General features: G+C 65.9%; 25 protein-coding genes and 1 pseudogene. 21 read left to right on the forward strand and 5 right to left on the reverse strand.

Annotation, left to right across the window (positions count from 1 at the left end; genetic code table 11):
• Positions 1–85: 85 nt before the first annotated feature.
• The 9 genes and pseudogenes from AC5Y7V_RS25185 to AC5Y7V_RS25225 all read left to right on the forward strand — a co-directional run bounded on the left by AC5Y7V_RS25185 (position 86) and on the right by AC5Y7V_RS25225 (position 6,674).
• Entirely contained in the window at positions 86–856 is a 771-nt protein-coding gene (locus tag AC5Y7V_RS25185) for an enoyl-CoA hydratase/isomerase family protein (protein WP_499882761.1), read from the forward strand.
• On the forward strand, positions 853–1,656 hold the full coding sequence (locus AC5Y7V_RS25190; RefSeq protein ID WP_499882762.1) for an enoyl-CoA hydratase/isomerase family protein: 804 nt from the start codon (positions 853–855) through the stop codon (positions 1,654–1,656). Before AC5Y7V_RS25185 ends, AC5Y7V_RS25190 begins: the two co-directional genes overlap by 4 nt.
• Positions 1,653–2,438, forward strand: a complete 786-nt coding sequence (locus AC5Y7V_RS25195; RefSeq protein ID WP_499882763.1) for an enoyl-CoA hydratase/isomerase family protein — start codon at positions 1,653–1,655, stop codon at positions 2,436–2,438. The genes AC5Y7V_RS25190 and AC5Y7V_RS25195 overlap by 4 nt, the downstream gene beginning before the upstream one ends.
• 22 nt (positions 2,439–2,460) lie before the next feature.
• The gene (locus AC5Y7V_RS25200; protein ID WP_499882764.1) at positions 2,461–3,732 is read left to right on the forward strand and encodes an aromatic ring-hydroxylating oxygenase subunit alpha; all 1,272 of its coding nucleotides are present in this window, start codon (positions 2,461–2,463) and stop codon (positions 3,730–3,732) included.
• Positions 3,729–4,262 carry an aromatic-ring-hydroxylating dioxygenase subunit beta gene (locus AC5Y7V_RS25205; protein ID WP_499882765.1) on the forward strand — a complete coding sequence of 178 codons (534 nt, stop codon included), beginning with the start codon at positions 3,729–3,731 and terminating at the stop codon, positions 4,260–4,262. Before AC5Y7V_RS25200 ends, AC5Y7V_RS25205 begins: the two co-directional genes overlap by 4 nt.
• 6 nt (positions 4,263–4,268) lie before the next feature.
• On the forward strand, positions 4,269–4,523 hold the full coding sequence (locus AC5Y7V_RS25210) for a hypothetical protein (protein WP_499882766.1): 255 nt from the start codon (positions 4,269–4,271) through the stop codon (positions 4,521–4,523).
• Entirely contained in the window at positions 4,520–5,731 is a 1,212-nt protein-coding gene (locus tag AC5Y7V_RS25215) for an acetyl-CoA C-acetyltransferase (protein WP_499882767.1), read from the forward strand. Before AC5Y7V_RS25210 ends, AC5Y7V_RS25215 begins: the two co-directional genes overlap by 4 nt.
• Positions 5,728–5,910 (forward strand): annotated as a pseudogene (locus tag AC5Y7V_RS25220) (hydroxymethylglutaryl-CoA synthase); the annotation flags it as partial. The gene AC5Y7V_RS25215 and the pseudogene AC5Y7V_RS25220, both read left to right, overlap by 4 nt.
• A gap of 185 nt (positions 5,911–6,095) precedes the next feature.
• The gene (locus AC5Y7V_RS25225; RefSeq protein WP_499882768.1) at positions 6,096–6,674 is read left to right on the forward strand and encodes a hypothetical protein; all 579 of its coding nucleotides are present in this window, start codon (positions 6,096–6,098) and stop codon (positions 6,672–6,674) included.
• 10 nt (positions 6,675–6,684) lie between these two features.
• On the opposite strand, the gene AC5Y7V_RS25230 is transcribed toward AC5Y7V_RS25225, so the two are convergent.
• Complete coding sequence (locus AC5Y7V_RS25230; RefSeq protein WP_499882769.1) at positions 6,685–7,557, reverse strand: hypothetical protein; 873 nt, start codon at positions 7,555–7,557, stop codon at positions 6,685–6,687.
• Positions 7,554–8,282: a hypothetical protein gene (locus AC5Y7V_RS25235; RefSeq protein WP_499882770.1), complete on the reverse strand. Its 729-nt coding sequence runs from the start codon at positions 8,280–8,282 to the stop codon at positions 7,554–7,556. The genes AC5Y7V_RS25230 and AC5Y7V_RS25235 overlap by 4 nt, the downstream gene beginning before the upstream one ends.
• 120 nt (positions 8,283–8,402) lie before the next feature.
• On the opposite strand from AC5Y7V_RS25235, the gene AC5Y7V_RS25240 reads away from it, so the two are divergent.
• The 3 genes from AC5Y7V_RS25240 (at position 8,403) to AC5Y7V_RS25250 (ending at position 11,470) form a co-directional block, all read left to right on the forward strand.
• Entirely contained in the window at positions 8,403–9,986 is a 1,584-nt protein-coding gene (locus AC5Y7V_RS25240; RefSeq protein ID WP_499882771.1) for a phytoene desaturase family protein, read from the forward strand.
• A gap of 52 nt (positions 9,987–10,038) precedes the next feature.
• A complete protein-coding gene (locus AC5Y7V_RS25245; protein ID WP_499882772.1) occupies positions 10,039–10,779 on the forward strand; it encodes a hypothetical protein in 741 nt (246 codons plus the stop codon).
• Positions 10,780–10,840: 61 nt separating this feature from the next.
• Entirely contained in the window at positions 10,841–11,470 is a 630-nt protein-coding gene (locus AC5Y7V_RS25250) for a TetR/AcrR family transcriptional regulator (protein ID WP_499882773.1), read from the forward strand.
• Positions 11,471–11,560: 90 nt separating this feature from the next.
• Here AC5Y7V_RS25250 and AC5Y7V_RS25255 read toward each other — a convergent pair whose 3' ends face one another.
• Complete coding sequence (locus AC5Y7V_RS25255) at positions 11,561–12,124, reverse strand: TetR/AcrR family transcriptional regulator (RefSeq protein WP_499882774.1); 564 nt, start codon at positions 12,122–12,124, stop codon at positions 11,561–11,563.
• A gap of 158 nt (positions 12,125–12,282) precedes the next feature.
• On the opposite strand from AC5Y7V_RS25255, the gene AC5Y7V_RS25260 reads away from it, so the two are divergent.
• Both AC5Y7V_RS25260 and AC5Y7V_RS25265 read left to right on the forward strand, forming a co-directional pair.
• Positions 12,283–13,146 carry an SDR family oxidoreductase gene (locus AC5Y7V_RS25260; RefSeq protein WP_499882775.1) on the forward strand — a complete coding sequence of 288 codons (864 nt, stop codon included), beginning with the start codon at positions 12,283–12,285 and terminating at the stop codon, positions 13,144–13,146.
• A gap of 30 nt (positions 13,147–13,176) precedes the next feature.
• Complete coding sequence (locus tag AC5Y7V_RS25265; protein ID WP_499882776.1) at positions 13,177–14,859, forward strand: class I adenylate-forming enzyme family protein; 1,683 nt, start codon at positions 13,177–13,179, stop codon at positions 14,857–14,859.
• On the opposite strand, the gene AC5Y7V_RS25270 is transcribed toward AC5Y7V_RS25265, so the two are convergent.
• Both AC5Y7V_RS25270 and AC5Y7V_RS25275 read right to left on the reverse strand, forming a co-directional pair.
• Complete coding sequence (locus tag AC5Y7V_RS25270; RefSeq protein ID WP_499882777.1) at positions 14,840–15,535, reverse strand: hypothetical protein; 696 nt, start codon at positions 15,533–15,535, stop codon at positions 14,840–14,842. The two genes, AC5Y7V_RS25265 and AC5Y7V_RS25270, sit on opposite strands and share 20 nt — an antisense overlap.
• A 73-nt stretch (positions 15,536–15,608) precedes the next feature.
• Entirely contained in the window at positions 15,609–16,391 is a 783-nt protein-coding gene (locus AC5Y7V_RS25275) for a PaaI family thioesterase (protein ID WP_499882778.1), read from the reverse strand.
• A 346-nt stretch (positions 16,392–16,737) separates the two neighbouring features.
• On the opposite strand from AC5Y7V_RS25275, the gene AC5Y7V_RS25280 reads away from it, so the two are divergent.
• The 7 genes from AC5Y7V_RS25280 to AC5Y7V_RS25310 are packed head-to-tail and all read left to right on the forward strand — an operon-like array spanning position 16,738 to position 23,957.
• Positions 16,738–17,142, forward strand: coding sequence for an SCP2 sterol-binding domain-containing protein (locus AC5Y7V_RS25280; protein ID WP_499882779.1), 405 nt, complete (start codon positions 16,738–16,740; stop codon positions 17,140–17,142).
• A gap of 4 nt (positions 17,143–17,146) precedes the next feature.
• Complete coding sequence (locus AC5Y7V_RS25285; RefSeq protein WP_499882780.1) at positions 17,147–18,685, forward strand: acyl-CoA synthetase; 1,539 nt, start codon at positions 17,147–17,149, stop codon at positions 18,683–18,685.
• Positions 18,682–19,947 carry a cytochrome P450 gene (locus AC5Y7V_RS25290; RefSeq protein WP_499882781.1) on the forward strand — a complete coding sequence of 422 codons (1,266 nt, stop codon included), beginning with the start codon at positions 18,682–18,684 and terminating at the stop codon, positions 19,945–19,947. The genes AC5Y7V_RS25285 and AC5Y7V_RS25290 overlap by 4 nt, the downstream gene beginning before the upstream one ends.
• Before the next feature lie 7 nt (positions 19,948–19,954).
• The gene (locus AC5Y7V_RS25295) at positions 19,955–20,746 is read left to right on the forward strand and encodes a coniferyl-alcohol dehydrogenase (RefSeq protein WP_499882782.1); all 792 of its coding nucleotides are present in this window, start codon (positions 19,955–19,957) and stop codon (positions 20,744–20,746) included.
• An 18-nt stretch (positions 20,747–20,764) separates the two neighbouring features.
• Positions 20,765–22,150: an aldehyde dehydrogenase family protein gene (locus AC5Y7V_RS25300; protein WP_499882783.1), complete on the forward strand. Its 1,386-nt coding sequence runs from the start codon at positions 20,765–20,767 to the stop codon at positions 22,148–22,150.
• Complete coding sequence (locus tag AC5Y7V_RS25305) at positions 22,150–22,341, forward strand: ferredoxin (RefSeq protein ID WP_499882784.1); 192 nt, start codon at positions 22,150–22,152, stop codon at positions 22,339–22,341. Before AC5Y7V_RS25300 ends, AC5Y7V_RS25305 begins: the two co-directional genes overlap by 1 nt.
• A gap of 5 nt (positions 22,342–22,346) precedes the next feature.
• Positions 22,347–23,957 carry an FAD-dependent oxidoreductase gene (locus AC5Y7V_RS25310; RefSeq protein ID WP_499882785.1) on the forward strand — a complete coding sequence of 537 codons (1,611 nt, stop codon included), beginning with the start codon at positions 22,347–22,349 and terminating at the stop codon, positions 23,955–23,957.
• Positions 23,958–24,049: the final 92 nt, after the last annotated feature.

The following is a 24,049-nucleotide window of genomic DNA, read 5'->3' on the forward strand; positions in this document are numbered from 1 at the left end:
GGGAAAGGTAGTTCATGGCTGTGTCGCTCCTTGACCAGCGCGTCGCCGGCGGCGGCGGTTACGGGCGCGGGCAGGGGATGCGCCGATGACGCTGGTGCTACGCGACGTAGCCGACGGGATCGCCTGGATCACGCTCAATCGACCCGAGCGGATGAACGCCATCACCCTCGCCCTGAGCGGTGAGTTGGAGCAGGCGATCGTCGAATTGGGCAACGACCCCGCCGTCAGCGTCGTCGTCATTCGGGGTGCGGAGGGAAACTTCTGCGCCGGTGGTGATTTCGATGAAGTGGAGTCCTTGCGGTCCCAAGGACCGGATGCGCTGCGCCAACTGTTCGCGGCATTCCGCGGCGCCTGCGAAGCCGTCTCGCGCGTCGAGGCCCCGGTGGTCGCGGCGGTCGAAGGCGTCGCGATGGCGGGCGGGTTCGAGCTGATGCAGGCCTCCGACATCGCGCTGGTCAGCGAGGACGCCCGGATTGCCGACAACCACGTCAAGTTCGGGATGATCCCGGGCGGCGGCAGCAGTCAGCGGCTGACGCGGCTGGTCGGCCGCCAGCAGGCGCTGGGCCTGCTGCTATCGGGGGACCGGATCTCCGGCGCCGACGCGGTGCGTCTGGGCCTGGCGTATCGCAGTTTCCCCCAGCCCGAATTCGACGACCGCGTGCGACGGTTCGCGGCCGATCTGGCGGGCCGCCGGCGCGATGCCGTCGCGTCGGTGAAGCGGCTGGTCTACGCCGGCCTCGAGGCCGCGCTGTCCGCCGGATTGGACGACGAAATCGATTCCGTGGTCGACCACATCTGCGGGCACGCCGGTCCGAACGGGGTAGCCGCTTTTCGGCAGCGAGGAGTGCAGCGATGAGCACCGCAGGAACCACCGCGCCGGTCGCGCTCGACGTCGCCGACGGCGTCGCCCGGCTGCGCCTGAATCGACCCGAGGCATCCAACGGGATGAACGTCGAACTCCTCAAAGCGCTGCACGAGCAGGTGCTGGCGTGTCACGCCGATCCCGCCGTGCGAGTGGTTCTGCTCACCGGCGAGGGGCGCAATTTCTGTGCCGGCGGCGATATCCACACGTTCGAGTCCAAGGGTTCGAGCCTCCCTGACTACCTGCGCGAGGCGACGGCGTGGCTGCAACTGGCCACGGCTGCATTGATTCAGCTCAAGGCGCCGGTGGTGACCGCTGTGCAGGGTTTCGCCGCGGGCGGCGGCGGACTGGGATTGGTGTGCGCTTCCGACATCGTCGTCGCCGCACGCTCGGCGAAGTTCTTCTCGGGCGCGGTCCGGGTCGGCATGGCGCCCGACGGCGGCTCGTCGGTCACGCTGCCCCAGCTGGTCGGCCTGCGCCAGGCGCTGCGAATCCTGCTGACCAATCCGACGTTGACAGCCACCGAGGCGCTCGAGATCGGCCTGATCACCGAGGTGGTCGACGATGACGAACTACCAAGCCGCGCCGAACAACTGGCGACGGAGCTCGCAGCCATGTCGGCCAAGGCGCTGTCCGCTACGAAACGGCTGGTTTGGAGTGGACTCGGTTCATCGGTCGAGGAACGTCTGGCCGAGGAGGCGCGCACCGTCTCGGAACTGTCCGGAACCGCCGACGCGCTGGAAGGCCTGCGGGCCGTCATAGAACGCCGCAAACCGAATTTCACCGGCCAATGACCGCCGACTGTGTCCTGGTCGAAGACCGCTCCGCGGTGCGGGTCATCACGCTGAACCGGCCCGACAAGCGCAACGCGATCGACATCCCGGTCCGCCTCGAGCTCGCCAAAGCGCTCGAGGATGCCGACGCCGACCGCTCGATCCGGGCCATCGTGCTCACCGGCGCGGGCCCTGCATTCTGCTCGGGCGGCGACATCGCCTCGATGGAGCCGCTCCCACCCGAGCCGGCCATGGAGCGGGTGCAGCTGGCGCAGAAGGTGATTCGCGCGATCTGGGACACGCCCAAGCCCGTCATCGCCGCGGTGGAAGGCTCCGCCTACGGCGCAGGCGCCGCGCTCGCCGCGGCCTGCGACCGTGTCGTCGCCGCCACTGATGTGCGCTTCGCGACGACGTTCACCAATGTCGGGCTGGCCGGCGACATGGGCATATTCGCCTCGCTGCCCAGGCGGGTCGGGATCGCCCGCGCTCGCCAGATGCTGATGATGCCGGCCCCCGTCGAAGCGCCCGCCGCACTGGCGATGGGCCTCGTCGACGCGCTCGCCGAACCGGGAACGGCGTTGCAGGTGGCGCTGACCGATGCCGAGCGCCTGGCCGCCGGTCCCGCACAAGCCTTTGCGGCGATCAAATCGCTGCTCGCCGCGGCGGCATCCCTGAGCCCACTGGAGATCCTGGATCGCGAGGCCGAGAACCAGGCACGGTTGTTCGGCAGCGATGACTTCGCCGAGGGGGTCGCGGCGTTTCGCGAAAAGCGCCGGCCGGAGTTCGGAGCGGTACGGCAATGAGTTGTCCCGAGAGGAGCCATAAGTGACCTCGCTGATTGAATCGGCCGCCGCCGCCGGCAGTCGCTACGAGCGCTTGATCAAACCGGACAAGGTGCACGGCTCGCTCTACACCGACCAGGACATCTTCGGCGAGGAGCTGCGCAAGATCTGGTATCGCACTTGGGTGTTCGTCGGACACGAGAGCGAGGTGTCCCAATCCGGCGACTATGTGCGAAAGCGGCTCGGACTGCAGGACGTCATCATGACTCGAGACCGGGACGGCCAGCTGCACTTGCTGCTCAACCGTTGTTCGCACCGCGGCAACCAGGTCTGCGCCGACGCCAAAGGTAATTCGTCGACCTTCCGCTGTCCCTACCACGGGTGGACGTTCCGCAACACCGGCGAACTCGTCGGCTTTCCTTTTTTCAAGGGCTACGGCGGGCGCGACCTGGACCTGCCGCTGGGGCGGGTGCCGCGAATGGACACCTACCGCGGTTTCGTGTTCGGCAGTTTCGCCACCGATGGCCCCAGCCTTGTCGAACATCTCGGCGCCGCGGCCGGCGAGATCGACCGGCTGGCCAGGCTGTCGCCGGAAGGTCGAGTCGAGTTGAACGCCGGCTGGCTGCAGCATCAGACCCGGGCGAACTGGAAGCTATTGGCGGAGAACGAAACCGATGGGTATCACCCGCAGTTCGTCCATGGCTCGATCTTCGGCGTCACCGGCAGTCCGATCGCCGCGTTGTACAGCGACACCTCGACAGCGGTGACGCGGGATTTGGGCGACGGTCACAGCGAAAACGATCTGCGGCCCGAGTTCCGCAAGTTCGCCGAACCGATGCGCTGGTTCGGCACCACCGAGGACCGGGTGCCCGACTACGTCGCCGCGATCCGACAACGCTACGGCGCCGACGCCGAAAAAATCCTCATCGAGGGCGGCCCTCACGTCATGATTTTCCCGAACCTGTTCATCGCCGAGATCCAGGTCTTCAACATCCAACCGGTCGCCGTCGGCGAGTGCATCCAGTACTCGACGGCGGTCCAGCTGGCCGGTGCGCCCGAGTTGAACAAGCGGATGGTGTCGCAGTGCATGGGCTCGGTGGGACCCGCCGGCATGCTGCTGGCCGACGACACCGAAATGTACGAGCGCAACCAGCTCGGCATCGAGGCCCTGACACCCGAGTGGCTGGACGTGCGGCGCGGACTCAGCCGGGAAAGCGTCGACGAGAACGGCTTCACCATCGGTGGAGCCACCGATGAGACCGGAATGCGCGGGTTTTGGTCGCAGTACAAGACGTTGATGGAGGCGCAATCATGACGAGCACAGCGCTGGACAACGCCGCGGCGCTGGGGCCGGTCCCCGACGGCTTCGATCGCTGGGACGTGGAGCAGTTCCTCTACCGCGAAGCGCGGTACGCGGACGAGTGTGACTACGACGCCTGGGAAGCGTTGTGGACCGATGACGCGCTCTACTGGGTTCCCGTAGCCTCCACCGAAGATCCGCTGCGGACGATGTCGGTGATCTACGACAACCGCAGTCGGATCGCGACCCGGCTCAAGCAGGTCCGCACCGGAAAGCGCCACGCGCAGGCGCCGCCGTCCAACCTGCGGCGGATGCTGTCCAACATCGAATTCCTGGGCGGCCGCGCCAATCCCGGTGGTGGCGACGACCTGGAAGTCGGTGCGAACTTCCTCGTGTTGGAGTCCCGCGCCCGCGGCAACCACCTGTGGGGCGGTCGGGTGACCTACCGGCTGCGCCGCCAGGACGGCGGGTTGCGGTTGGCCTACAAGAAGGTCGTCCTGGTGGACAACGATCGGCCAATCCCCACGCTGGGCTTCCTGATCTGACTCACCATGACCATTGAATTCGGCGACAGCGAGTCCGTGAATGTGCCGGGCGACGGCCCGGTGATCGGCAGCGAATTCGCCCAAGTATCGGTGACTTTCGACACCGCGGGAAATTCGCCGCGGCTAAGGCTGGAGGACCTTCGCTCCGGCCGGGTGCGTTACCTGGACGCGCTTGAGCTGGAAACGATCATCTGGCTGCCCGAGGAACGCCTGACCGCGCTGATGGATCCGTCGGCGGGACGCTGGCGGGGCAACGCGTGAAGCGGGCCGCGATCGTCAGCCCGCTTCGCACCGCCGTCGGCACGTTCGGCGGCAGCCTGCGTCCCCTGCGCGCCGAGGACCTCGCCGCCCGCGTCATCGAGGCGGTGGTGGAGCGCAGCGCTGTAGATCCGGCGGCCATCGAAGACGTCGTCTTCGCGCAGTCATACGCCAATTCCGAGGCACCGTGCATCGGACGATGGGCGGCGCTGCACGCCAACCTGCCGATCAGCGTCCCCGGCCTGCAGATCGACCGGCGCTGCGGTGGCGGCCTACAGGCTGTCGTCACCGCGGCGATGATGGTGCAGACCGGCGCCGCCGATGTCGTGCTGGCCGGTGGCGTCGAATCGATGAGCAACATCGAGCACTACACCACCACCGCTCGCTGGGGCGCACGCTCCGGCAACCAGACGCTGTATGACCGGCTCGATCGCGGCCGCGAATTGTCGCAGCCCATCTGGCGATTCGGTCCGATCAGCGGCATGATAGAGACCGCCGAGAACCTGGCGGTCGACTACGGCATCGACCGTGACGCCGCCGATAGCTTCGCTGCACGCAGCCACCAGCGCGCCGACGCGGCCCGGCGTGCGGGCCGCTTCGACGAGGAGATCGTTGCCGTGCAGGTGCCGCAGCGCAAGGGCGCGCCGATCGAATTCGCCGACGACGAGGGCATCCGGCCCGACACCACGCCCAAGACGCTGGGCCGGCTGCGCCCGCTGATGGGCGACGGCACCGTGACCGCGGGCAATTCCAGCCAGCAGAACGACGCCGCCGCGGCGTGCCTGGTGGTCGCCGAGGATCGGCTCGACGACCTCGGCCTGGAGCCGCTCGGCTACCTCGAAGGGTGGGCGGCGGTCGGCTGCGAGCCGTCCCGGATGGGCATCGGACCCGTGGGCGCGGTCGAAAAGCTCTTCCGGAGAACCGGTTTGTTCTTTGACGACCTGGCGCTGATCGAGATCAACGAGGCGTTCGCCGTGCAGGTGCTGGCCGTGCTGGCCGGGTGGGGACTCAAGCTCGACGACGTCGACGACCGGTTGAACGTGAACGGCTCCGGTATCTCGCTGGGACACCCGATCGGTGCCACCGGGGTCCGGATCCTGGCCACCATGCTGCACGAGCTACGCCGGCGTGGCGGCGGCCTGGCGCTGGAGACGATGTGCATCGGCGGCGGCCAGGGCATCGCCGCGATCTTCCGGGGGGCCCCGTCGTGACCGCTCTGGTCGGCTACGCCGCCTATCTGCCGCACTACCGGTTGGCGGGTGAGGATATCGGGCTGCGGCTCGGCGACCGGGTGGTCGCCGGATTCGACGAAGACAGCACCACCATGGCGGTGGCCGCCGCCGACATACCCGGCGCGTGCACCGCCCACGCGCTGTACTTCGCCACCAGCGCGCGCGAACCCGGTCGCTAAGCTAGCCGCCCATAAGACTCGGAGGGCTCGACATGTCGACGACTTCGCGCAATCTGATGCTGTTGGTCTGGACCGGTCCGGTCGGCATCGCCCTCGTCTTGTTGGGCTGGATGGTGTTCGCCGGGTTTCTACCACCCCCGTCGCCCGCGCTACCCCCGGACAGGGTGGCCGAGGTCTGGTCGGATCACACCAACCTCAAACGTCTGGGAATGGTTCTGTGCATATGGGGTGGCTGTCTTTACGTCCCATTCACGGTCGCGGTCGGAATCCTGTTGCGCCGCAGCGAGACCGGTGACCGAGTCCTATCCACCGCGCAAACCGCTCTCGGCACGTTCGGGACGGTTTTCTTCTCCCTGAATTTCTTGGTGCTGGCGGTGGTTGCCTACCGCCCCGAGCAACCGGTCCAGGTCATCCAGCCGCTGCATGATCTGGGCTTCATCATGACGTTTTCGCCGGTCGCCCCGTTTACGTTTCAGTACTTCGCGATCGGCCTCGCGATATTGCAGGACAGGAACCCCGTGCCCGTGTTCCCGCGCTGGGTCGCGTACGTCAACTTCTGGGTCGCGATACTGCTGATACCGGCCAGCGCCATACCGTTCTTCAAGACCGGGCCGATGGCGTGGGACGGCATCCTCGCCTTCTGGATTCCGGTGGCGGTTTTCGTCGCGTGGTTCGTCGTGATGTTTTGGGTCATGCGCCAGGCGGTGATCCGTAAATCCGAGCAACCGGCGCCTGATCGCTGACGCATTGGCCTCACCGCGCTGTCGTCGCGAGCTGGGATTCGGCCGCTTGCTCCGGGGACTGCCCTGAGCGGGCCGACGGCCCGTTGTGGTGGATCATGATGTTCGTCATCCGGGGGGCCAGCTGCGCGCCGGCGAATGTCGTCGCGACGCCGAGAACGATCGTGTAGGCGGCCGCGAGGCCGGCGACGAGCGGGCTGACGCCGGAGTGAAGCGCGGACACCGTTGGCCAGCTGACGAACGCGTAGGAGACATACATCGAGCCGAACATCACGAACGGGATCGCTGAAATCACCCACTTGGTCCGGAAACTCATCAGCAACAGGATTAGCAACGCGGGCACCAGGTCGAACAGGCGGTTGGTGCTGATGAACCACAGGGGAAGCGGAAACCAGTGCTGGTTGAAGAACGGCTGGTTGCCTCCGTAGTAGGTGTACAGCTTGGCGATCTTGATGATCGGGATCTCGAGGAGCAGGTCGGCAATCGCGATCCCGCCGAAGATGTAGAGAAAATCTCGGGGCCGGCAGCCGTTCCGCACGCGCTGGATGATGAACAGCGATCCGCCGCCGATGAACCACAGATAGACGGGAGCGACCCACAGCGGGACGTGGGTGCCCCAGAACTGCACCAGTGGCCACGCCCCGTGCTCGGCGTACCAGAGCTTACCGGCCCGATCGACCGCGCCCTCAAAAACGACGGCTCCGAGCGCTCCGCTGCCCAGGATCACGGTGCGGAACAGCACTTCCCACCAGTCGCGGTGGCGCATCGGATTGCGCAGCGCCAGATAGATCGTCAATCCCGCGACCCCGAAGTGCAGCAGTCCGAAGATCCACTGCCACGTGGGGTTGACCACCATGCCGATCGGGGCGTCTGCCGGTGGACTCATCGGGTTGCCCCAGACTCGGTTGGGGCCGAGGCGGTTTCGTGTGATTCCGAATCGATCGCTTTGAACAGCCAGATCACGTTGGCGACAAACTGAATCCCGAAGACGATGGCGGGGAGCCAGAACACAAAGATCCCGTTCCAGGCGAACGGTCCGGACTTGAAGAACGGGAGTATGACACCCGGGGTGAAGGTTATCGGCGCCCAGATATTCAGGTACCCGAGCCACCGCGGGAACAGCGGGATGGGGCGGCCGTCGGTCAGGATCGCGAACGCGAACGCGAAGTTCTGCACCATGAACGGCGGCCACGGCATCACCAGGAAAATCCAGGTCATATCGTTGAGCAGCAGGGTGGAGTCGACCGCCCGATCGGGCCGAAAAGCCGTGACCGCGAACAGCATTGCCGGGACCAGGAATGTCAGGCAGGCGAACGCGCCGGCGGCGAGCTGGGTGTTGATGACGGTCTGGTGCACATTCGGGATTCGCTGCATCTGCGCGGAGATCAGCGCGGTGTAGCTCGCGTAGAACATCGAACTGATCAGCATCAACCCGGCGCCGAGGCGGATCCCGTTCGCGTGCTGCTGGTAGTGGCTCGCGATATCGGCGGCCGACCCGCCCGGCATCAGCGGCGGCAGCAGCCCACCCACCGCCAGCGCAAGGAAAAACAGTAGCGGACAGACGATGCCGCCGATCGCGCAGGCGCGTTGAAACGTCATCTGTGGGTTCACCGCTCAACCTCCTCGTGGTTGACACACTCGATGCGTTGGGGGATAGTGCGAAAGTATAGTAAGCACTATATGACTAGACCCGCAAGATTCTGCGGGAGCTCCGTAAAGGAAGACCAGCTGATGGCCCTCGATACCGCCACCCCGGATGTGTTGATCGTCGGGGCCGGCCACAACGGGCTCACCGCCGGCTGTTATCTCGCCCGGGCGGGGTTGCGGGTCCTGGTGGTGGAGGCCGCCGACGCGGTCGGGGGCATGACATCGACGCGACCGGTGCTGGCGCGGGCACCCGGCCACATGGTCAACGAGGGCGCGATGGATTCGTCACTGTGGCGCACCACCACGATCGCCAAAGACCTGCGGCTGCACCGATTCGGATTGCGGGAGCTGGAAATCGAGACCCCGTACGCCTACCTGGACGGCGATGGCAGTTCGTTGTGCATACACCGCGACCCGGTGCGCACCGCCGAGGAGATCCGTCGATTCTCGCCGGCCGATGCGGCCGCATATCTGGCGTTGGCCAACGCGCTGGACGCGGCGATGAACGTCGTCGTGCCCTACATGAATTCCAACCCGATGCGCCCCCGTGTGGACGGGATCATCCGGGGCGCCCTGAAATCCACCAGGCACCCGAGCCGGATCGGGCCGCTGACGCAGTTCCTGACCACTTCCCACGCGGAGTTCATCGAGACCCGATTCCGGGACCGGCGGGTCCGGGCACTGCTCGCGGCCGTGCCGTGCTTCGCGCCCATCTTCGCCGACGGCACCGCCTGGGTGTTGATCTATTTCGGGTTGATTCATCGTTCCGGTGTGGGTCGGTTTCAGGGCGGCACCGGGGCCATCACCGACGCCCTGGCGCGATGCTTCGCCGCCGCCGGCGGGCAACTGCGGTTGGGCGCGGCGGTCGACGGGCTGTTGATGCGAGGGGGCCGGGTCGCGGGCGTGCGACTGGCGAGTGGTGAGCCGATCACGGCCGGCCAGGTGATCACCACCAACAACGTCAAGGTGGCCCTGTCGCAATGGCTGCCCGACGGCGTGCTCCGCGACGAAGTTGCCCAACGGGTACGCCACATTCCCACCGCCTCGACCGGCGCGTCGTCGTTCAAGATCGACGTGGCGCTGGGGGCGCGGGCCGCTCTGTCCACCCATCAGGCCAGCCGCCGCGACAGCGTCGACCTGCGCAAGCCCGCGCTGTGCCTGACCAGCTTCGACGACCACGTCCGGGCCTGGGAGGCCTGCGCCCGCGGCGAGGTGCCCGAACCGGTGCCCGGTTTCGCCATCTTGCCCACCGGTATGGACCCGTCGCAGGCTCCCGACGGGCAGGACACCTTCTGGTTCTGGTCGGGCATCACCCCGGTGAACCCGACCCGGCCGTGGGCGGAGCTCGTCGGGCCCACCGCCGACAAGGTCCTCAAACACACCGCCAACTACGTCGACGGGTTGGCCGAATTCCAAATCGACCGCCGCCAGCAGAGCCCGGACGACATCGCGGCCCGATTTCGCTCCCCTGACGGCAACGTCTACCACGTCGACCCCGTCGCGACGCGATTCGGGCCGCTGCGGCCCGCGCCCGGATTCGCCGGGTATCGCACCCCGGTCGAGGGGCTGTTCATCTCCGGCGGCGGCACGCACCCCAGCGCCGGCATCTGCGGGATACCCGGCCAGCAAGCCGCCCGCGCCGTGCTGCGGGCCCGGCGTCGCCGATGAGGCACCCGAAAGGAATGCCTAGTAAAGCGTTTCGTCGAAAGGAGATACCCCTATGAGCACGACAATCAGCGTCGCCGCGCCTGAGCGCGGCGTGCACCGGCGAGGCATCTGGCTGGCGTGCATCTGGGCGTGGCCGGTGTGCGTGCTCACCTTCGGTGCGTTCTTCGCGGTCGTCGCCGGGTTCATCCCGCCCCCCGGTGAGTCGTGGACCGCCGCACACATCGCGGAGTTCTACGCGCAAAACCGTGCCGCGATTCGCGTCGGATTGATCGGCGCGATGTTCGCTTCGGCGTTGCTGCTCCCGTTTTTCGCCGTCGTGTCCGCTGAGATGAAGAAGATCGAAGGACCCAACGCGTTATTGGCGCCCATCCAGTACGGCGCCGCGGTGATACTGACGGCGTTCTTCCAAATCATCTGTCTGTTTTGGCTTCTGGCCAGCTTCCGACCCGAGATCAGCCCCGAGATTGTCCGCGCGCTCAACGATTACGGCTGGCTGGTTTGGACCATCCTCATTCCGACCTACTCGATGCAATTCGTGTGCATGGCAATCGCGGCGTTCATCGACGACCGCCATCAACCGGCCTGGCCGCGGTGGGCGGCCTATGTCAACCTGTGGGTCGCCGTGACCGGTGCCGGCGGAGTGCTGGCGGTGTTCTTCAAGACAGGTCCCTTTTCGTGGAACGGCCTGATCGGATTCTGGATCCCTACCGTCGTTTTCGTCGGCGGGATGTTCATGAACGCCTGGTTGTTGCACCGCCGGATGCAGTATGAGTCCATCTCCCACACGCCCTGACCGGCGGCCGGTTCCCGTGTCGGCGCCGCCGCAAGGCGTCAGTGAGGATTACCGTGAACCGGTGAGCACCACCGAACGCAGCAGCGTCCATGGGCAGGGACGGACGCTGATTTTGCGTGCTGCGCGAGAAGTCTTCGCCGCAAAGGGATTCAAGGGCACCTCAACCAGAGACATCGCCAACCGTGCGCAGCTCACCGAGGTGATGATCTTTCGCCACTTCGGCACCAAGGCCAATCTGTTCCAAGAGGCCGTAATCACTCCCTTTACCGAGTTCATGGACGACTACATCAGCGACTACCGATCGCGGGAGCACGGGAAACTGAGCCCCCGGGAGGAAGGAACGGCGCTTTACACCGGGCTATTCGACGTGTTGCACGGCGAACGCGAGCTCTTGCTCGCCGTGATGTCGGCACACCAACATGACCAGCTCAGCCCCGAATCCTCCGCACAGATCAACGCCGCCTTCGATCGGTTGCTGGCCCTATTCGAAGAGGTGGTCGCGACCGAGGCCAAAGAACGCCACTTTTCCGACTTCGACCTTCGTCCCACCGTGCGCGCGATGTTCGCCATGGTGCTTTCGGCTGCCCTGCACGGTGACTGGATGGGCCTGGGCAAGAAGGTCTCATACAAGCGCATGATCGATGCCATGACGCAGCTGACCGTCCGCGGACTGCGCGTGCCGGATTACTGATCGCCGAAATGTCGCTTTCAGCGAGCACTCGTTGACCTGTTTGGGCGGCCCCATCGCCGAAGCGCTGTCGAGGAAGATCGAGCGGCAAGCTCAATCGCGGGGGACCGAGGCGAACCGGCCCGCGTCGAGCGCGTCGAGTAGCTGGCCGACGATCCACTCGAGGGCGGCCTTGTCGGGAGGCAGGGTCGCCTGCTCGTAGCCGACGAGCAGGTAGACCGCCCAATCGGCGAACAGCTGTGCCTGGCGTTCGTCGTGCAGGATCTCCACGGCGGACTCGCGCAGGATCTGGTGGCGCTCGGCGTCGACGTCGACTTGGACCGCATGCACATCCGGATCCGCGCTGCTCCATGCGCGGATCGCGGCTTCGGCGTGGTGCGGCAGGTTCAAACCGATGTCGATCATGCGGTCGATGCGCCGTCGTGGATCGGGTTCCGTTCGAATCCACTCCACCAACCGGACGGTGTTGGCCTGCCGCCAGTAGTCGACCAGCTCTTTCGTGTATGTCGGCCAGTTCTCGAAGAAGTGATAGAACGAGCCGGTGGTGACGCCGAGCCGGTTGCACACTTCGGCCAGCTTGAGGCCGCCGTAGCCGAGGTCGGAGAGCACGTCGAGGCCCGTTTCCAGGTAGGCCACCCGCGACACGCCGCTCACCATGCTTGGGACTCTAGCTGGTAGGTCGAGCGGGGAATTCCTGCTCCGGGTTCGGAACACGGGAACGCTTCCAACCCCGCCTGTCGTGGTTGACGCTCACTCATATTTTAATCTACGTTAAACTGAGCCGTCAGCGCGTCACACGAGCGGAGGAAGCAGAAGTGCCCGGAGTTCAGGACAAGGTCGTCATCGTCACCGGGGCCGGGGGAGGGCTGGGACGGGCCTACGCAAAGTTCCTCGCCGCCAACGGCGCACTTGTCGTCGTCAACGACCTCGGTGGGGCCCGGGACGGGTCGGGATCGGGCACCAGCATGGCCGACGCTGTCGTCGAGGAAATCCGGGGTGACGGTGGCCGGGCGGTCGCGGACTACTCCAGCGTGGCCACCCACGAGGGCGCCCAGGCGATCGTCGCCACCGCGCTCGAGCACTTCGGCGCCGTGCACGGTGTGGTCAACAACGCCGGAATCCTGCGTGACGGGGCGTTCCACAAGATGACCGACGAGAACTGGGATGCCGTGATCACGGTGCACCTCTACGGCGGCTACCACGTGACGCGAGCGGCGTGGCCGCACCTGCGCGAGCAGCAGTTCGGGCGCATCGTGATGGCGACCTCGACCAGCGGGATCTACGGCAATTTCGGGCAGGCCAACTATGGCGCCGCCAAGCTGGGGTTGGTCGGCCTGATCAACACCCTGGCGATCGAGGGCGCGAAGTACGGCATCACCGCGAATGCGGTCGCTCCGATGGCGGCCACCCGGATGACCGCCGACATCGCGCCCCAGGAGGTCCTGGACAGGCTGGACCCCGACCACGTCGCACCCGCGGTCGGATACCTGCTGTCCGAAGAGAATCAGGAATCCGGCTCGGTGTTCGTCGTCGGCGGCGGGCTGGTACAGCGGGTGGCACAGTTTCAGAACGACGGTGTCACCTTCGGCGAACCGCCAACGCTGGAGGAGATCACCAGTCGCTGGGCGGAGATCAGCGACATGTCGAACGCGAAGCTCGGCACCAATCCGGTGGGATAACAACGGGGCCAACGTGGTTGGAGCGGTCCGTTGACCACGAGCATCGAGGCGCGACGGCAGTCGCTTCGCGAGCGCTTCCCGGTGTGGCTACCGCGCACGCTCACGGGATGGCTTGACCTATGCGCCGAGCGGTATGGGGACCGGCCCCTCGTGCTGGCCGACGACACCCGGCTCAGCTATGCCGACGTGGCCGCCGAGTCCCGACGGCTGGCCGACGGTCTCGCCGCCCTCAGCGTTCGCCCCGGCGATCGCGTGGCGATGGTCATGGCGAATTACCCACAATTCGTCACCGTGAAGTTTGCGATCGCTCGGATTGGGGCGATCGCGGTGCCGCTCAACTTCCTTTACCGGCAGGATGAATTGCGCTATGTCCTTGACGATTCGGGATGCCGGGTAGTGGTCATCATGACGGAATTCCGCGGTCTCGACTATCAGTCGATGCTCGACGGGATCGCGCCGGGCTGGGACTCACCGACGCCCGCCACGCCGTGGACCGCGGTGCTGCTCGACACCGATGGGCGGGCGCGACCGGGACGCCTGACGGTGGCCAGCCTTGCCGCGCTCGGAGACGAGAACCTCGGCGCCGGCGCCGGTTTGGTCGTCGATCCGCACGATGCGGGCGACATGTTGTACACCTCCGGCACCACCGGTTCACCCAAGGGTGTGCTGGTCACTCACGACGCCGTGCTGCGGACGGCGTACGCATCGGCGCTGACCCGCGCCTACGAGGACGGCAGGCGCATATTGTTTTCGCTGCCGTGCTATCACATGTTCGGCTATGTCGAAGGGTTGCTGTCGGTAACGTTCGCCGGCGGCGCGATCATCCCGCAGACCACCTTCAGCGCCGAGGGTTATTTCGCCGGTATCGAGCGCCACCGCGCCAACGACATCTTGTGTGTTCCCACGATGGCCGTCGCCATGATCGAAAGCCCGGCCCGCGAGCGCTACGACCTCGGCTCGCTGAAGGCGATCCTGTGCGGCTCCGCGCCGGCACCGGCCTGGCTGTGGCGGCGAATTGAGGCGGATTTCGGCGTCAGCGAGATCGTCACCGGCTACGGGATGACGGAGTGCGGGGGCGCGATGACGCTGACCCGGCCCGAAGACTCGCTGCGCCTGACATCCGAAACCGTCGGGAAACCGAAAATGGCCGGGGCCGCCTCGGTTCCGGGCACCGATGCCCTCGTTGTCTACAAAGCGGCGGATCCCGAAACGGGCGAGGATCTGCCCGTCGGCGAGGAAGGCCAATTGGTGTCATCGGGGCCGACCGCGATGTTGGGGTACTGGAACCGGCCCGAGGAGACCGCGGCGACCCTGCGGGACGGGTGGCTCTTGTCCGGAGACCTCGGTCGCGTGCGCGCCGACGGCTACCTTCAAGTGACCGGCCGCAGCAGGGAACTGTACAAGAGCGGCGGGGAGCTGGTGATGCCCAAGGAGATCGAGGACCTCTTGGCGGCGCGGGACGAGATCAGCCAGGTCTTCGCCGTCGGTTTGCCCGATGACCGCTGGGGCGAGATCGGTTGTGTCGTCGTTGTTCCGGCGCCGGGTGTGGCCCTAACCGAAAGCGATGTGCTCGATGTCTGCCGGGCGAAGCTGGCACGCTTCAAGGTGCCCAAGCGGGTGGTGTTCTACCGTGCCCAGGATTTGCCCACCACGGCGACGGGCAAGGTTCAAAAATTCAAGCTCGTGCAGCAGCTCACGTCGACGGGGCAATGACGCGGTCAGCTGTCATGCCGACGCCGGCATTCCCGTCGTTCGTCTTGGTCCGCACACGCATCCGCGCGACCGCGACGGTGACGCCGACCAACATCGCGAACGCGGCGACGCCGGTGAGGAGGTATTGCCAGCTCGCAAAACCGCCACCGTAATAGCCGGCCGTCACGGCCCACCAGAGCACGACCATCGCGGCGAAACAACCATAGATGAGCGGAGATTGCGCCACGGCGGATCGCCGGCGCAGGAGCAGAGCCGTGGTGGCGACCGGAAGCAGGAACAGCGTGATCGCGGGCACGGCCTGGTAGAGCGGATCGTCCCAGACGACCTTCATGTATTCCCAGATGATCACGAATGCCGCGGCGCCGCCGACAAGCAGAGCGGTCCATTGCGCCTGCGTGCCGTTCGGAAGGTACTCCGCCCGACCGACTTTGATGGCCTGCGCGAAGAAGATCAACTCGAGGATCAGCGCGCTGAGCAGGCCCAACCAGAACAGCTTGAGGAACCAGTGGTCGTACACGTTGAACCAGGTATTGAAGCGGGCCACGACGCCGAGGTCGTGGGCGAACCACAAGAAGGTACAGGGCAACGGGATCGAGATCCAGCCTTCGCGCCGCGTCATGATGACCGCGGTGATCATCGCGATGTTCTGTAGCACCATGGAAAGCCCGAAGCCCACCAGGATCGGAACCGTGTGGTTGTCGATGGCTTCGAGAATCGTGTGCGCGTCGTACATTCACGAATGGTATCGGTTATGCGCGGGCGTCTGGTCGTCGTACACGATAGGTAACGGTCGATCGGGTGCACACGCCGCCATCCGCGGCCCGGCCAAGCACGTCGACCACGGCGGAGGTGGACCCGACGCGCTGTATGTCGGCTCGCACCGTGATCGCTGCGTCGCCACGTCCAGGTCGAAGAAATATCGTGTGCAGCCCTGCTGGAACCAACGCCGGATTGTGTTGCGCGACAGCGCGAGACGCCGCCATTTCCACCAGGCAGGTCCACACGCCGCCGTGCACGAAGCCCATGAAGTTGGTCCATGGCGACGGCTCGGACAACGTGAGTAGCACGGCGCCGTCACCTGCGCCGTGGTCGACACCCAGGTAGTCGTCGATGTTCGCGGCCGGACGGCGCGTAGGCGGCGACGCCGCGCGCGGCGCAACGGCCCCGGGCGACACGGGCCGACGATGGAGCCAGGCGCAGTAGGTCGCGAGGAGATTGCCCTGCTCATCGTCGAGCTGGCCCCGCGCGTAGCCGCCGCCGGCATCGACCATCGCGGCGTCGGCGGCCGCCCGCAGCCTGGTGAGCACCGGGACGGGCGCCAGGAAGTCAACCGCAATTTGCGACGTCACCAACCACCAGCCCGCGGGACGTTGAGCGAAGATGCTCTCACCCATCACATGATCCAGCGCCGTGACGATCACACCGGATTGCGTCTGCCCCAGGGTGTTTCGTGACCACGGCCCCAGCACGACATCGCACTGCCGCTGGCTGCCGGAGCCCACACAGTTCTGCAGCCCGAATTTGACCTCCACCGATGTGGGGTCGTCGACCTCACAGGGCCTCGTCGTCACATGTCACCCCTGCTGGCCTGGTAGAAACCGATGCGGGCCAACCTACCAAAGGAATTTAATATGCTCTAGAAAACTCCGCCTTGGCAGCCCGTATCGCAGCGGTATGCCTGCGTGGTGGGGGTTTAATCCCGGTTAAGGTGATGCGCGCGCGGCGGAAAGTTATGGACTCGGGGGGCCTTGACCATAAGTCGGCTTATGGTACTGTCTCTGTGACGGGGGTCATAGGGTGGCCAACAAGGGTTGATCATGTGACACCCACGGCTCTGGTCGGAATCTAATCAAAAATAGATTTGGGAGAACAAGAACAATGGGGTTCAAGAACTCGGCGGAGGTCGCGAAGTACATCGGCGGCATTTTCGAGACCGCCTTCGACGATCTAGAGATCGGTCCCAAACTGGTCGACACCGGGCTCGTGGTGGCGTTCGCCTTCACCGAGCCCGAAGCACTCGTCGTCATCGACATGGCGAACAAGTCGGTACGCGAGGGGCTGGAGGGCGGACCGGCGCCGACTGCGACGATGTCCATGACGGCCGACACCGGCAACGGCTACTGGCAGGGCAAGGTCAATCTGCCGCTTGCCATGGCCAAGAAGAAGATCAAGGTCGAAGGTAACGTGGCGAGCCTGCTCAAGCTGGCTCCACTCGGCAAGAAGCTCTACCCCGGCTACATCGAGCGACTCAAGAACGACGGTCGCGACGATCTCCTCGTCTGATCGCATGTTTCCGGGTACCCATGCGGCGTCTGCGCCAGAACGGCCGGCCGTGATCGTGGCCGAGTCCGGTCGTGCGCTTACCTACCGAGAACTCGACGACAATTCGGCTCGACTGGCGTCGGCGCTGCATGCGCTGGGGTTGCGCCGGGGCGACGTCGTGGCCATGCTCTCGGACAACTCCGTCGAAGCCTTCGAGATTTACTGGGCCGCATTGCGTTCGGGCCTATACATCACAGCGGTGAACTGGCATTTGGCGGCCGAGGAAGCGGCCTACATCGTGCGCGACAGCGGGGCGCAAGTGGTCATCGCTTCCGCCGGAGTGGCCGAACTCGCCGAGCGGCTGCCCGAAATGGTTCCCGAGGTGCGGCATTGGTACTCCTTCGGTGGCGCGATCACCGGCTACCTGCCGTACGGTGCGCTCTTGGCCACGACGGACACCCGGCTGAGCGATCAGCCGCGCGGTTCGGAGATGTTGTACTCCTCGGGCACCACGGGACGGCCCAAGGGCATCAAGCCGCACCTGTTGCCGATCCAGGTCGACGAGCCGGGCGACCCACTGATCGGGCTGCTGGCGCATGCCTTCCAGATCTCCAGCGACGACGTTTACCTGTCGCCGGCGCCGATCTACCACACCGCCCCGCTGAAGTGGTGCGCCGGCGTCCAGGCGCTGGGCGGCACCGTAGTTCTCATGGAGCGCTTCGACGCCGAGAAGGCGTTGGCCGCCATTCAGAAGTACAAGGTGACCGTCACTCAGATGGTCCCGACGATGTTCGTCCGGATGCTCCAACTGCCGGAAGCCGTGCGCAACGCGTTCGATGTCTCTTCGCTGCGCATGGCGGTGCACGCGGCTGCGCCCTGCCCACCCGACGTCAAGGACGCGATGATCGACTGGTGGGGCCCGATCCTCGTCGAATATTACGGCGCGACGGAGCAGCACGGCACCACCGTCATCACCGCCGCCGAGTGGAAGAAAAAGCGCGGGTCGGTGGGCAAGGCCGCCCTCGGTGTCCTGCACATCTGCGACGACGACGGCACCGAGCTGCCCCTGGGCGCGGTTGGCACCGTCTACTTCGAACGCGACGTCGTGCCCTTCGAGTATCACAACGATCCCGAAAAGACCGCTTCCTCAAGGCATCCGGCACACCAGAATTGGGCCACCGTCGGAGACATCGGCTATGTCGACGAGGATGGCTACCTGTTCCTGACCGACCGCAAGGCATTCATGATCATCTCCGGCGGGGTGAACATCTACCCGCAGGAAGTCGAGAACGCCCTGGCACTGCACCCGAAGGTCTTCGATGTCGCCGTGATCGGGGTTCCTGACCCGGAGATGGGCGAACAGGTCAAGGCCGTCGTTCAATTGCGGCCCGGCACAACACCATCGGCCGAACTGGCCGACGAGATCATTACCTATGTCCGGGACCGCATCGCGCATTACAAGGCGCCCCGGACCGTCGACTTCGTCGACGAGCTACCGCGAACAGCCACCGGGAAGCTCGTGAAGAGAGCTCTCAAGGCCCGCTATGTGGAGGCAAGCGCATGACAATTGACACGGCTCCGAAGATCGACCGCCCGCCCTTCGATCCGGTGAGCATCTCGTCGCTGGAATTCTGGGCGCAGAGCTTCGACGAGCGCGAGAAGGCGTTCAAGATCCTGCGCGACGAACGTCCGGTCAGCTGGCACCGCCCGATCGAGGGCTCGATGATGGAGCCCGAAATCGACGGCGTCTGGGTGGTCACGCGCAACGAGGATGTCTGCTACGTCAGCAAAAACCCGGAGCTCTTCTGCTCCGGGTACGGCATCACGTTCGAGGCCGTTCCCGAAGAGATGCTCGAGGCCGCCCAGTCGTTCCTGGGCATGGACGGCGCCAAGCACTCGAGCCTGCGCAGGCTGGTCAGCTCGGTGTTCACCCCACGGCAGGTCGCCAAGATCAAGGACCAGATCGATCACCAGGCGAAGTCCATCGTCGACGATCTGCTGAAGACGAGGGAGGGTGACTTCGTCGAGCAGGTGGCCAAACGCCTGCCGATGTGGACCATCTACGAGATGCTCGGCCTGCCCGAGGACGAACGCGACGAGGCGGCGCACCTGGCCGACGGCATGGTGGCCTGGGCCGACCCGGACGTCGCGGCCGGTCGCGAACCCGCCGAAGTGCTGACCGATTCGCTCGTCGGACTGCTCAACATCGGGATCGGCCTGGCCGAGAAACGGCGGGAACACCCGCAGAACGACCTGATGACATCGCTGGTGCAGGCCGAAGTGGACGGCCGGAGACTTACCGACGACGACCTCGGCCCGTACTTCGTGCTGCTGTCCGTGGCCGGTAACGACACCACCCGCACCACCACCACCTTCACCACCTTGGCGTTGCAGCAATTCCCCGAGCAAAAGGCGCTGCTGGAGCAGGACTTCGACGGCCGCATCAAGGTCGCCATCGAAGAATTCGTGCGCTGGACAACCCCCGTAATGACGTTTCGGCGCACCGCCACCCAGGACACCGAGCTGCACGGCCAGCACATCCGCGAGGGTGACTGGGTAACGATGGTCTACTCCTCGGCCAACCGCGACGAGCGGGTGTTCACCAACCCCTACGACTTCGACATCACCCGGTCGCCCAACCCCCACGTCGCGTTCGGCGGCGGCGGCCCGCACTTCTGCATGGGTGCCTTCATGGCGAAGATGCAGCTGGAATCGATCTTCCGCGAGCTGATCTTCCGGGCGCCCACCCTGCGGGTCGGGGAGCCCGAATATCTGACCGGAAACTTCATCACCGCAGTCAAATCCCTGCCCTACACCCTCGATTAGGAGAATCATGGCCGACTTCAGGGGCAAGCGCTACGTCGTCACCGGCGCCGCATCAGGCATCGGCCACGCGGTGGCCGAGCGATTGCTGGCCGGAGGCGCCGAGGTCTACTGCCTGGACCGCAACCAACCGAAAGCCAAAGTGACCCAACACATCGAGGTCGACCTGGCCAACCCGCACAGCATCGACACCGCCCTCGAGCAACTCGACGGCGATTTCGACGGCCTGATGAACATCGCCGGCATTCCGGGCACCGCGCCCGCCGAGTTGGTGTTGGCCGTCAACAGCCTCGCCGTGCGCCACATCACCGAGTCGTTCTTCGAACGCCTACGGCCGGGCGGTTCGGTCACCATCGTGTCCTCGACCGCCGGGTTCGGCTGGCCGCAGCGGCTCGACACGATTCGTGACCTGCTGGCCACCGACACCTACGAGGAGGGCGCGGCCTGGTTCAAGGCCAACCCGCAGCAGGGCAACGCCTACAACTTTTCCAAGGAAGTCACCACCGTCTACGCCATGTCGATGGGTTTGGCGTTGGCGGAGATGGGATTTCGCATCAACGCGGTGCTGCCCGGTCCGGTGGAGACGCCGATCCTGGTCGACTTCGAGGAGTCGATGGGCAAGGACACCCTCGACGGACTGAAGAATCTGCTGGGCAGGCACGCCGACCCGGACGACATCGCCGGCGTGGTGCTGTTCCTGGCCTCCGACGACGCCCGGTGGGTCAACGGCCAGGCGCTCGCGGTCGACGGCGGGATCAGTGGGGCGGTTGCGAGTGGCGTCGTGCCGGCCCCCGAAATCTGAGCTGCCCAAGGAGTATCCGTGACTATTCATGCGGTCCAGGCGACCGATAGCGCCGGCGTGCTCGCCGACCTGCGCCGGGTCTTCGCCACCGGGCGCACCCGTCCCGTGGAGTGGCGATTGGCGCAACTGCGCGGGATCGAGCGGTTCGTCGAGGAGCGGGAGCCTGAGATCGCCGCGGCGCTGGCCGACGACCTGGGTCGGTCTGCTGCGGAGGCGTGGCTGGGTGACATCGCTTCGACCAAGGGCGAAGCCGTTTACGCGCGCAAGCATCTGAAGAAGTGGATGCAGAAGCGCCGCGAGACATTGCCCTTGGCGCAGCTGCCCGGCCGTGGGTGGGTGCAATACGACCCGCTGGGTGTCGTGCTGGTGATCGGGCCGTGGAATTACCCGCTGTATCTGAGCCTGGCGCCGCTGGTCGCCGCGGTCGCGGCCGGCAACTGTGTGGTGATCAAACCCTCCGAGCTGGCACCCGCCACGTCGGCGCTCTTGGCGCGGCTGCTGCCGCGCTATGTCGATCCGGAGGCCGTGCGGGTCGTCGAGGGCGATGCCGCGATCACCCAGGAGCTGCTGGCGGTGGGATTCGACCACGTCTTGTTCACCGGCGGCACCGAGGTCGGCAAGAAGATAATGGCCGCGGCGGCGCCGACCCTGACCCCGGTCACGCTGGAACTGGGCGGCAAGAGCCCCGTGATCGTCACGGCCGACGCCGACATCGACGTCGCCGCGCGGCGCATCGCCTGGGTCAAGCTGTTGAATTCCGGTCAGACCTGCATCGCGCCGGACTATGTGCTCGCCGATCACCGGATCGCCCAAGAATTGGTCGGCAAGATCGTCGCCAACGTGCGCGAATTCCGTTCCGCCGAACCGGATCCGGCACTGCGGATCGTCAATCAACGCCAGTTCGACCGCTTGGTTTCGTTGATCGCAACCACCGACGGCGAGGTGGTCACCGGCGGGCGGTCGGAGACCTCCACGCTTCGGATCGAACCGACAGTCATCGTCGACCCGTCACCCAGCGATCCGGTGATGGCCGATGAGATCTTTGGACCGATACTGCCGGTCCTGACGGTCGAATCGCTCGATCACGCAGTTGATTTCGTCAACAGCCGTCCGAAGCCCTTGGCTCTGTATGTCTTTGCTTCCGGAGCGCTCGGCATCGATCTGATCGACCGCATCCCGTCGGGCGGCGCGGTGATCAATCACGTTGCCATGCATTGTCTGGTGCCGTCACTGCCATTCGGCGGTGTGGGCGCCAGCGGCATGGGCGCCTACCACGGCAAGTGGGGGTTCGAGACGCTCAGCCACCGGCGCGCGGTGCTGTCCAAACCGGCCAAACCCGATCCACGGCTGGTCTATCCGCCGTACAGCAGACGGGCCCTGGCCCTCATGCGGAGGTTGTTCTGATGAGGGTGAGGGTCGACACCACCAGGTGTTCGGGAATCGGGTTGTGCGAGGCAACCGCGCCGAAGGTGTTCGAGATCGGCGATGACGGCCAGTCGCGTGCGATCAACCCCGAACCCCCGGACGACCAACGCGCGGCGGTCGAAGAGGCCGTAAACAGCTGCCCGACCGGCGCCTTATCCCTCGAGGACTAGACGCAATGGCTTTCGTGATCACCCAAAATTGCTGCAAGGACGCCAGTTGTGTCCCCGTGTGCCCGGTGGACTGCATCGGGCCCGTTGCCGGGGCGGGTGAGTTCACCGGAACCGAGATGCTCTACATAGACCCCGAGGCGTGCATCGACTGCGGCGCCTGCGCCGAGGAGTGCCCGGTCGGCGCCATCTATCACGAGGACGAATTGCCGCCTCCATTGGCGCGGTTCCTGGACATCAACGCGACCTTCTTCGCGCATCAGCCTCTGGAGGCCGCCGTTCGCGCGGGCGACCACGATCACACAGCCGTGCAGGCCGGATCGCTACGAGTGGCGATCGTCGGCGCGGGCCCGGCGGGCTGCTACGCGGCGACCGGGCTGGCCCGGGTCGCCGGGGTCGAGGTGGACCTGTTCGACCGTCTCCCGACACCGTTCGGTCTCGTCCGCGCCGGGGTGGCGCCGGACCATCAGCACACCAAGTCGGTCGTGGATGTCTTCGATCCCGCGTTTACCAGCCCCGGGTTCGGTTGCCACCTCAACGTCGAGGTCGGCCGCGACATCACCCACGAGGAGCTGCTCGGGCACTATCACGCGGTGATCTACGCGGTGGGGGCGTCGCAGGGCCGGGAGTTAGGCATCGCGGGCGAACGGCTTCCCGGAAGCCACGCGGCGGGGGACTTCGTCGGCTGGTACAACGGGCATCCGGAGCACGCGCGGCACGCGTTCGACCTGTCCGCTGAGCGGGCCGTCATCGTCGGCAACGGCAATGTGGCGTTGGACATCGCCCGCGTCTTGCTGATAGGCCCTGAAGAGCTGGCGAAGACCGACATCGCCCCGCATGCGCTGCGCAGCCTGACGGGCGGCATGGTTCGTGAAGTGGTGATCTTGGCGCGCCGGGGGCCGAGGGACGCGGCGTTTTCGGTCGGCGAGTTCCTGGCCCTGGGCCACCTGCCTGGCGTGGACGTCATCGTCGACAGTGACGAGCTGGAGCCGCACCCCGGTGACGACGTCGAGACGATCATGAAACTCGAGATCGCTCGGGAGTTCACGCAACGGGCGCGGCAACCGGACAACAAGCGAATTGTCTTCCGCTTCCACGCCTCCCCGGCCGAAGTGGTGGGCGAAGGCCGTGCGGAGGGTTTACGGGTGGTGCATCCGGGCGGAGAGACCGAGTTGATCGAGGCTCCGCTGATCCTGCGCTCCATCGGATACCGCGGCTCGCCGATCGACGGGGTTCCCTTCGACGCGTCCACCGGGTTGGTGCCCAACGGGAATGGTCGCGTCGTGGGCGAGGATGGCCGGCCTGTCCCGGGCGCCTACGTCACCGGTTGGATCAAGCGGGGTCCGCGCGGAGTGATTGGAACGAACCGCAGTTGCGCCGCCGAGACGCTGACCAAACTCTGGGAAGACTTCGACGCGGGCGTGCTGAAGCGCGATGTGGGCGATCGGGCCGCGGTGGGTGCCCTGCTCGCAAAGCGAGGTGTCGAGCCGGTGGACTGGCAGGGGTGGCGCGCGATCGACGCCGCCGAGCGCCAACGCGGTACCGAAGCCTCCCGGCCTCGGGTGAAGTTTGTCGATCTGGCCGACATGTTGGCCGTCGCCAACATGTGTGGTGCGTAGGGCGAGCCGCGGGGGATACCTCCGGCGCACCTGAACGTGAGCGACCGGCCCGGCACCGGGCCGGGTGAGTCACGGTTTAATATGGAATAAAA

The sequence above is a fragment of the Mycobacterium sp. NGS34 genome (assembly GCF_059812845.1).

Excerpts from the sequence above, each read along its gene's own strand:
- AC5Y7V_RS25310 (WP_499882785.1), top strand. The coding sequence starts at position 22,347 with ATGGCTTTCGTGATCACCCAAAATTGCTGCAAGGACGCCAGTTGTGTC.
- AC5Y7V_RS25240 (WP_499882771.1), top strand. The coding sequence starts at position 8,403 with ATGGCCCTCGATACCGCCACCCCGGATGTGTTGATCGTCGGGGCCGGC.
- AC5Y7V_RS25245 (WP_499882772.1), top strand. The coding sequence starts at position 10,039 with ATGAGCACGACAATCAGCGTCGCCGCGCCTGAGCGCGGCGTGCACCGG.
- AC5Y7V_RS25285 (WP_499882780.1), top strand. The coding sequence starts at position 17,147 with ATGTTTCCGGGTACCCATGCGGCGTCTGCGCCAGAACGGCCGGCCGTG.
- AC5Y7V_RS25185 (WP_499882761.1), top strand. The coding sequence starts at position 86 with ATGACGCTGGTGCTACGCGACGTAGCCGACGGGATCGCCTGGATCACG.
- AC5Y7V_RS25195 (WP_499882763.1), top strand. The coding sequence starts at position 1,653 with ATGACCGCCGACTGTGTCCTGGTCGAAGACCGCTCCGCGGTGCGGGTC.
- AC5Y7V_RS25205 (WP_499882765.1), top strand. The coding sequence starts at position 3,729 with ATGACGAGCACAGCGCTGGACAACGCCGCGGCGCTGGGGCCGGTCCCC.
- AC5Y7V_RS25230 (WP_499882769.1), bottom strand. The coding sequence starts at position 7,557 with ATGAGTCCACCGGCAGACGCCCCGATCGGCATGGTGGTCAACCCCACG.
- AC5Y7V_RS25190 (WP_499882762.1), top strand. The coding sequence starts at position 853 with ATGAGCACCGCAGGAACCACCGCGCCGGTCGCGCTCGACGTCGCCGAC.
- AC5Y7V_RS25210 (WP_499882766.1), top strand. The coding sequence starts at position 4,269 with ATGACCATTGAATTCGGCGACAGCGAGTCCGTGAATGTGCCGGGCGAC.
- AC5Y7V_RS25295 (WP_499882782.1), top strand. The coding sequence starts at position 19,955 with ATGGCCGACTTCAGGGGCAAGCGCTACGTCGTCACCGGCGCCGCATCA.
- AC5Y7V_RS25280 (WP_499882779.1), top strand. The coding sequence starts at position 16,738 with ATGGGGTTCAAGAACTCGGCGGAGGTCGCGAAGTACATCGGCGGCATT.
- AC5Y7V_RS25255 (WP_499882774.1), bottom strand. The coding sequence starts at position 12,124 with ATGGTGAGCGGCGTGTCGCGGGTGGCCTACCTGGAAACGGGCCTCGAC.
- AC5Y7V_RS25305 (WP_499882784.1), top strand. The coding sequence starts at position 22,150 with ATGAGGGTGAGGGTCGACACCACCAGGTGTTCGGGAATCGGGTTGTGC.
- AC5Y7V_RS25290 (WP_499882781.1), top strand. The coding sequence starts at position 18,682 with ATGACAATTGACACGGCTCCGAAGATCGACCGCCCGCCCTTCGATCCG.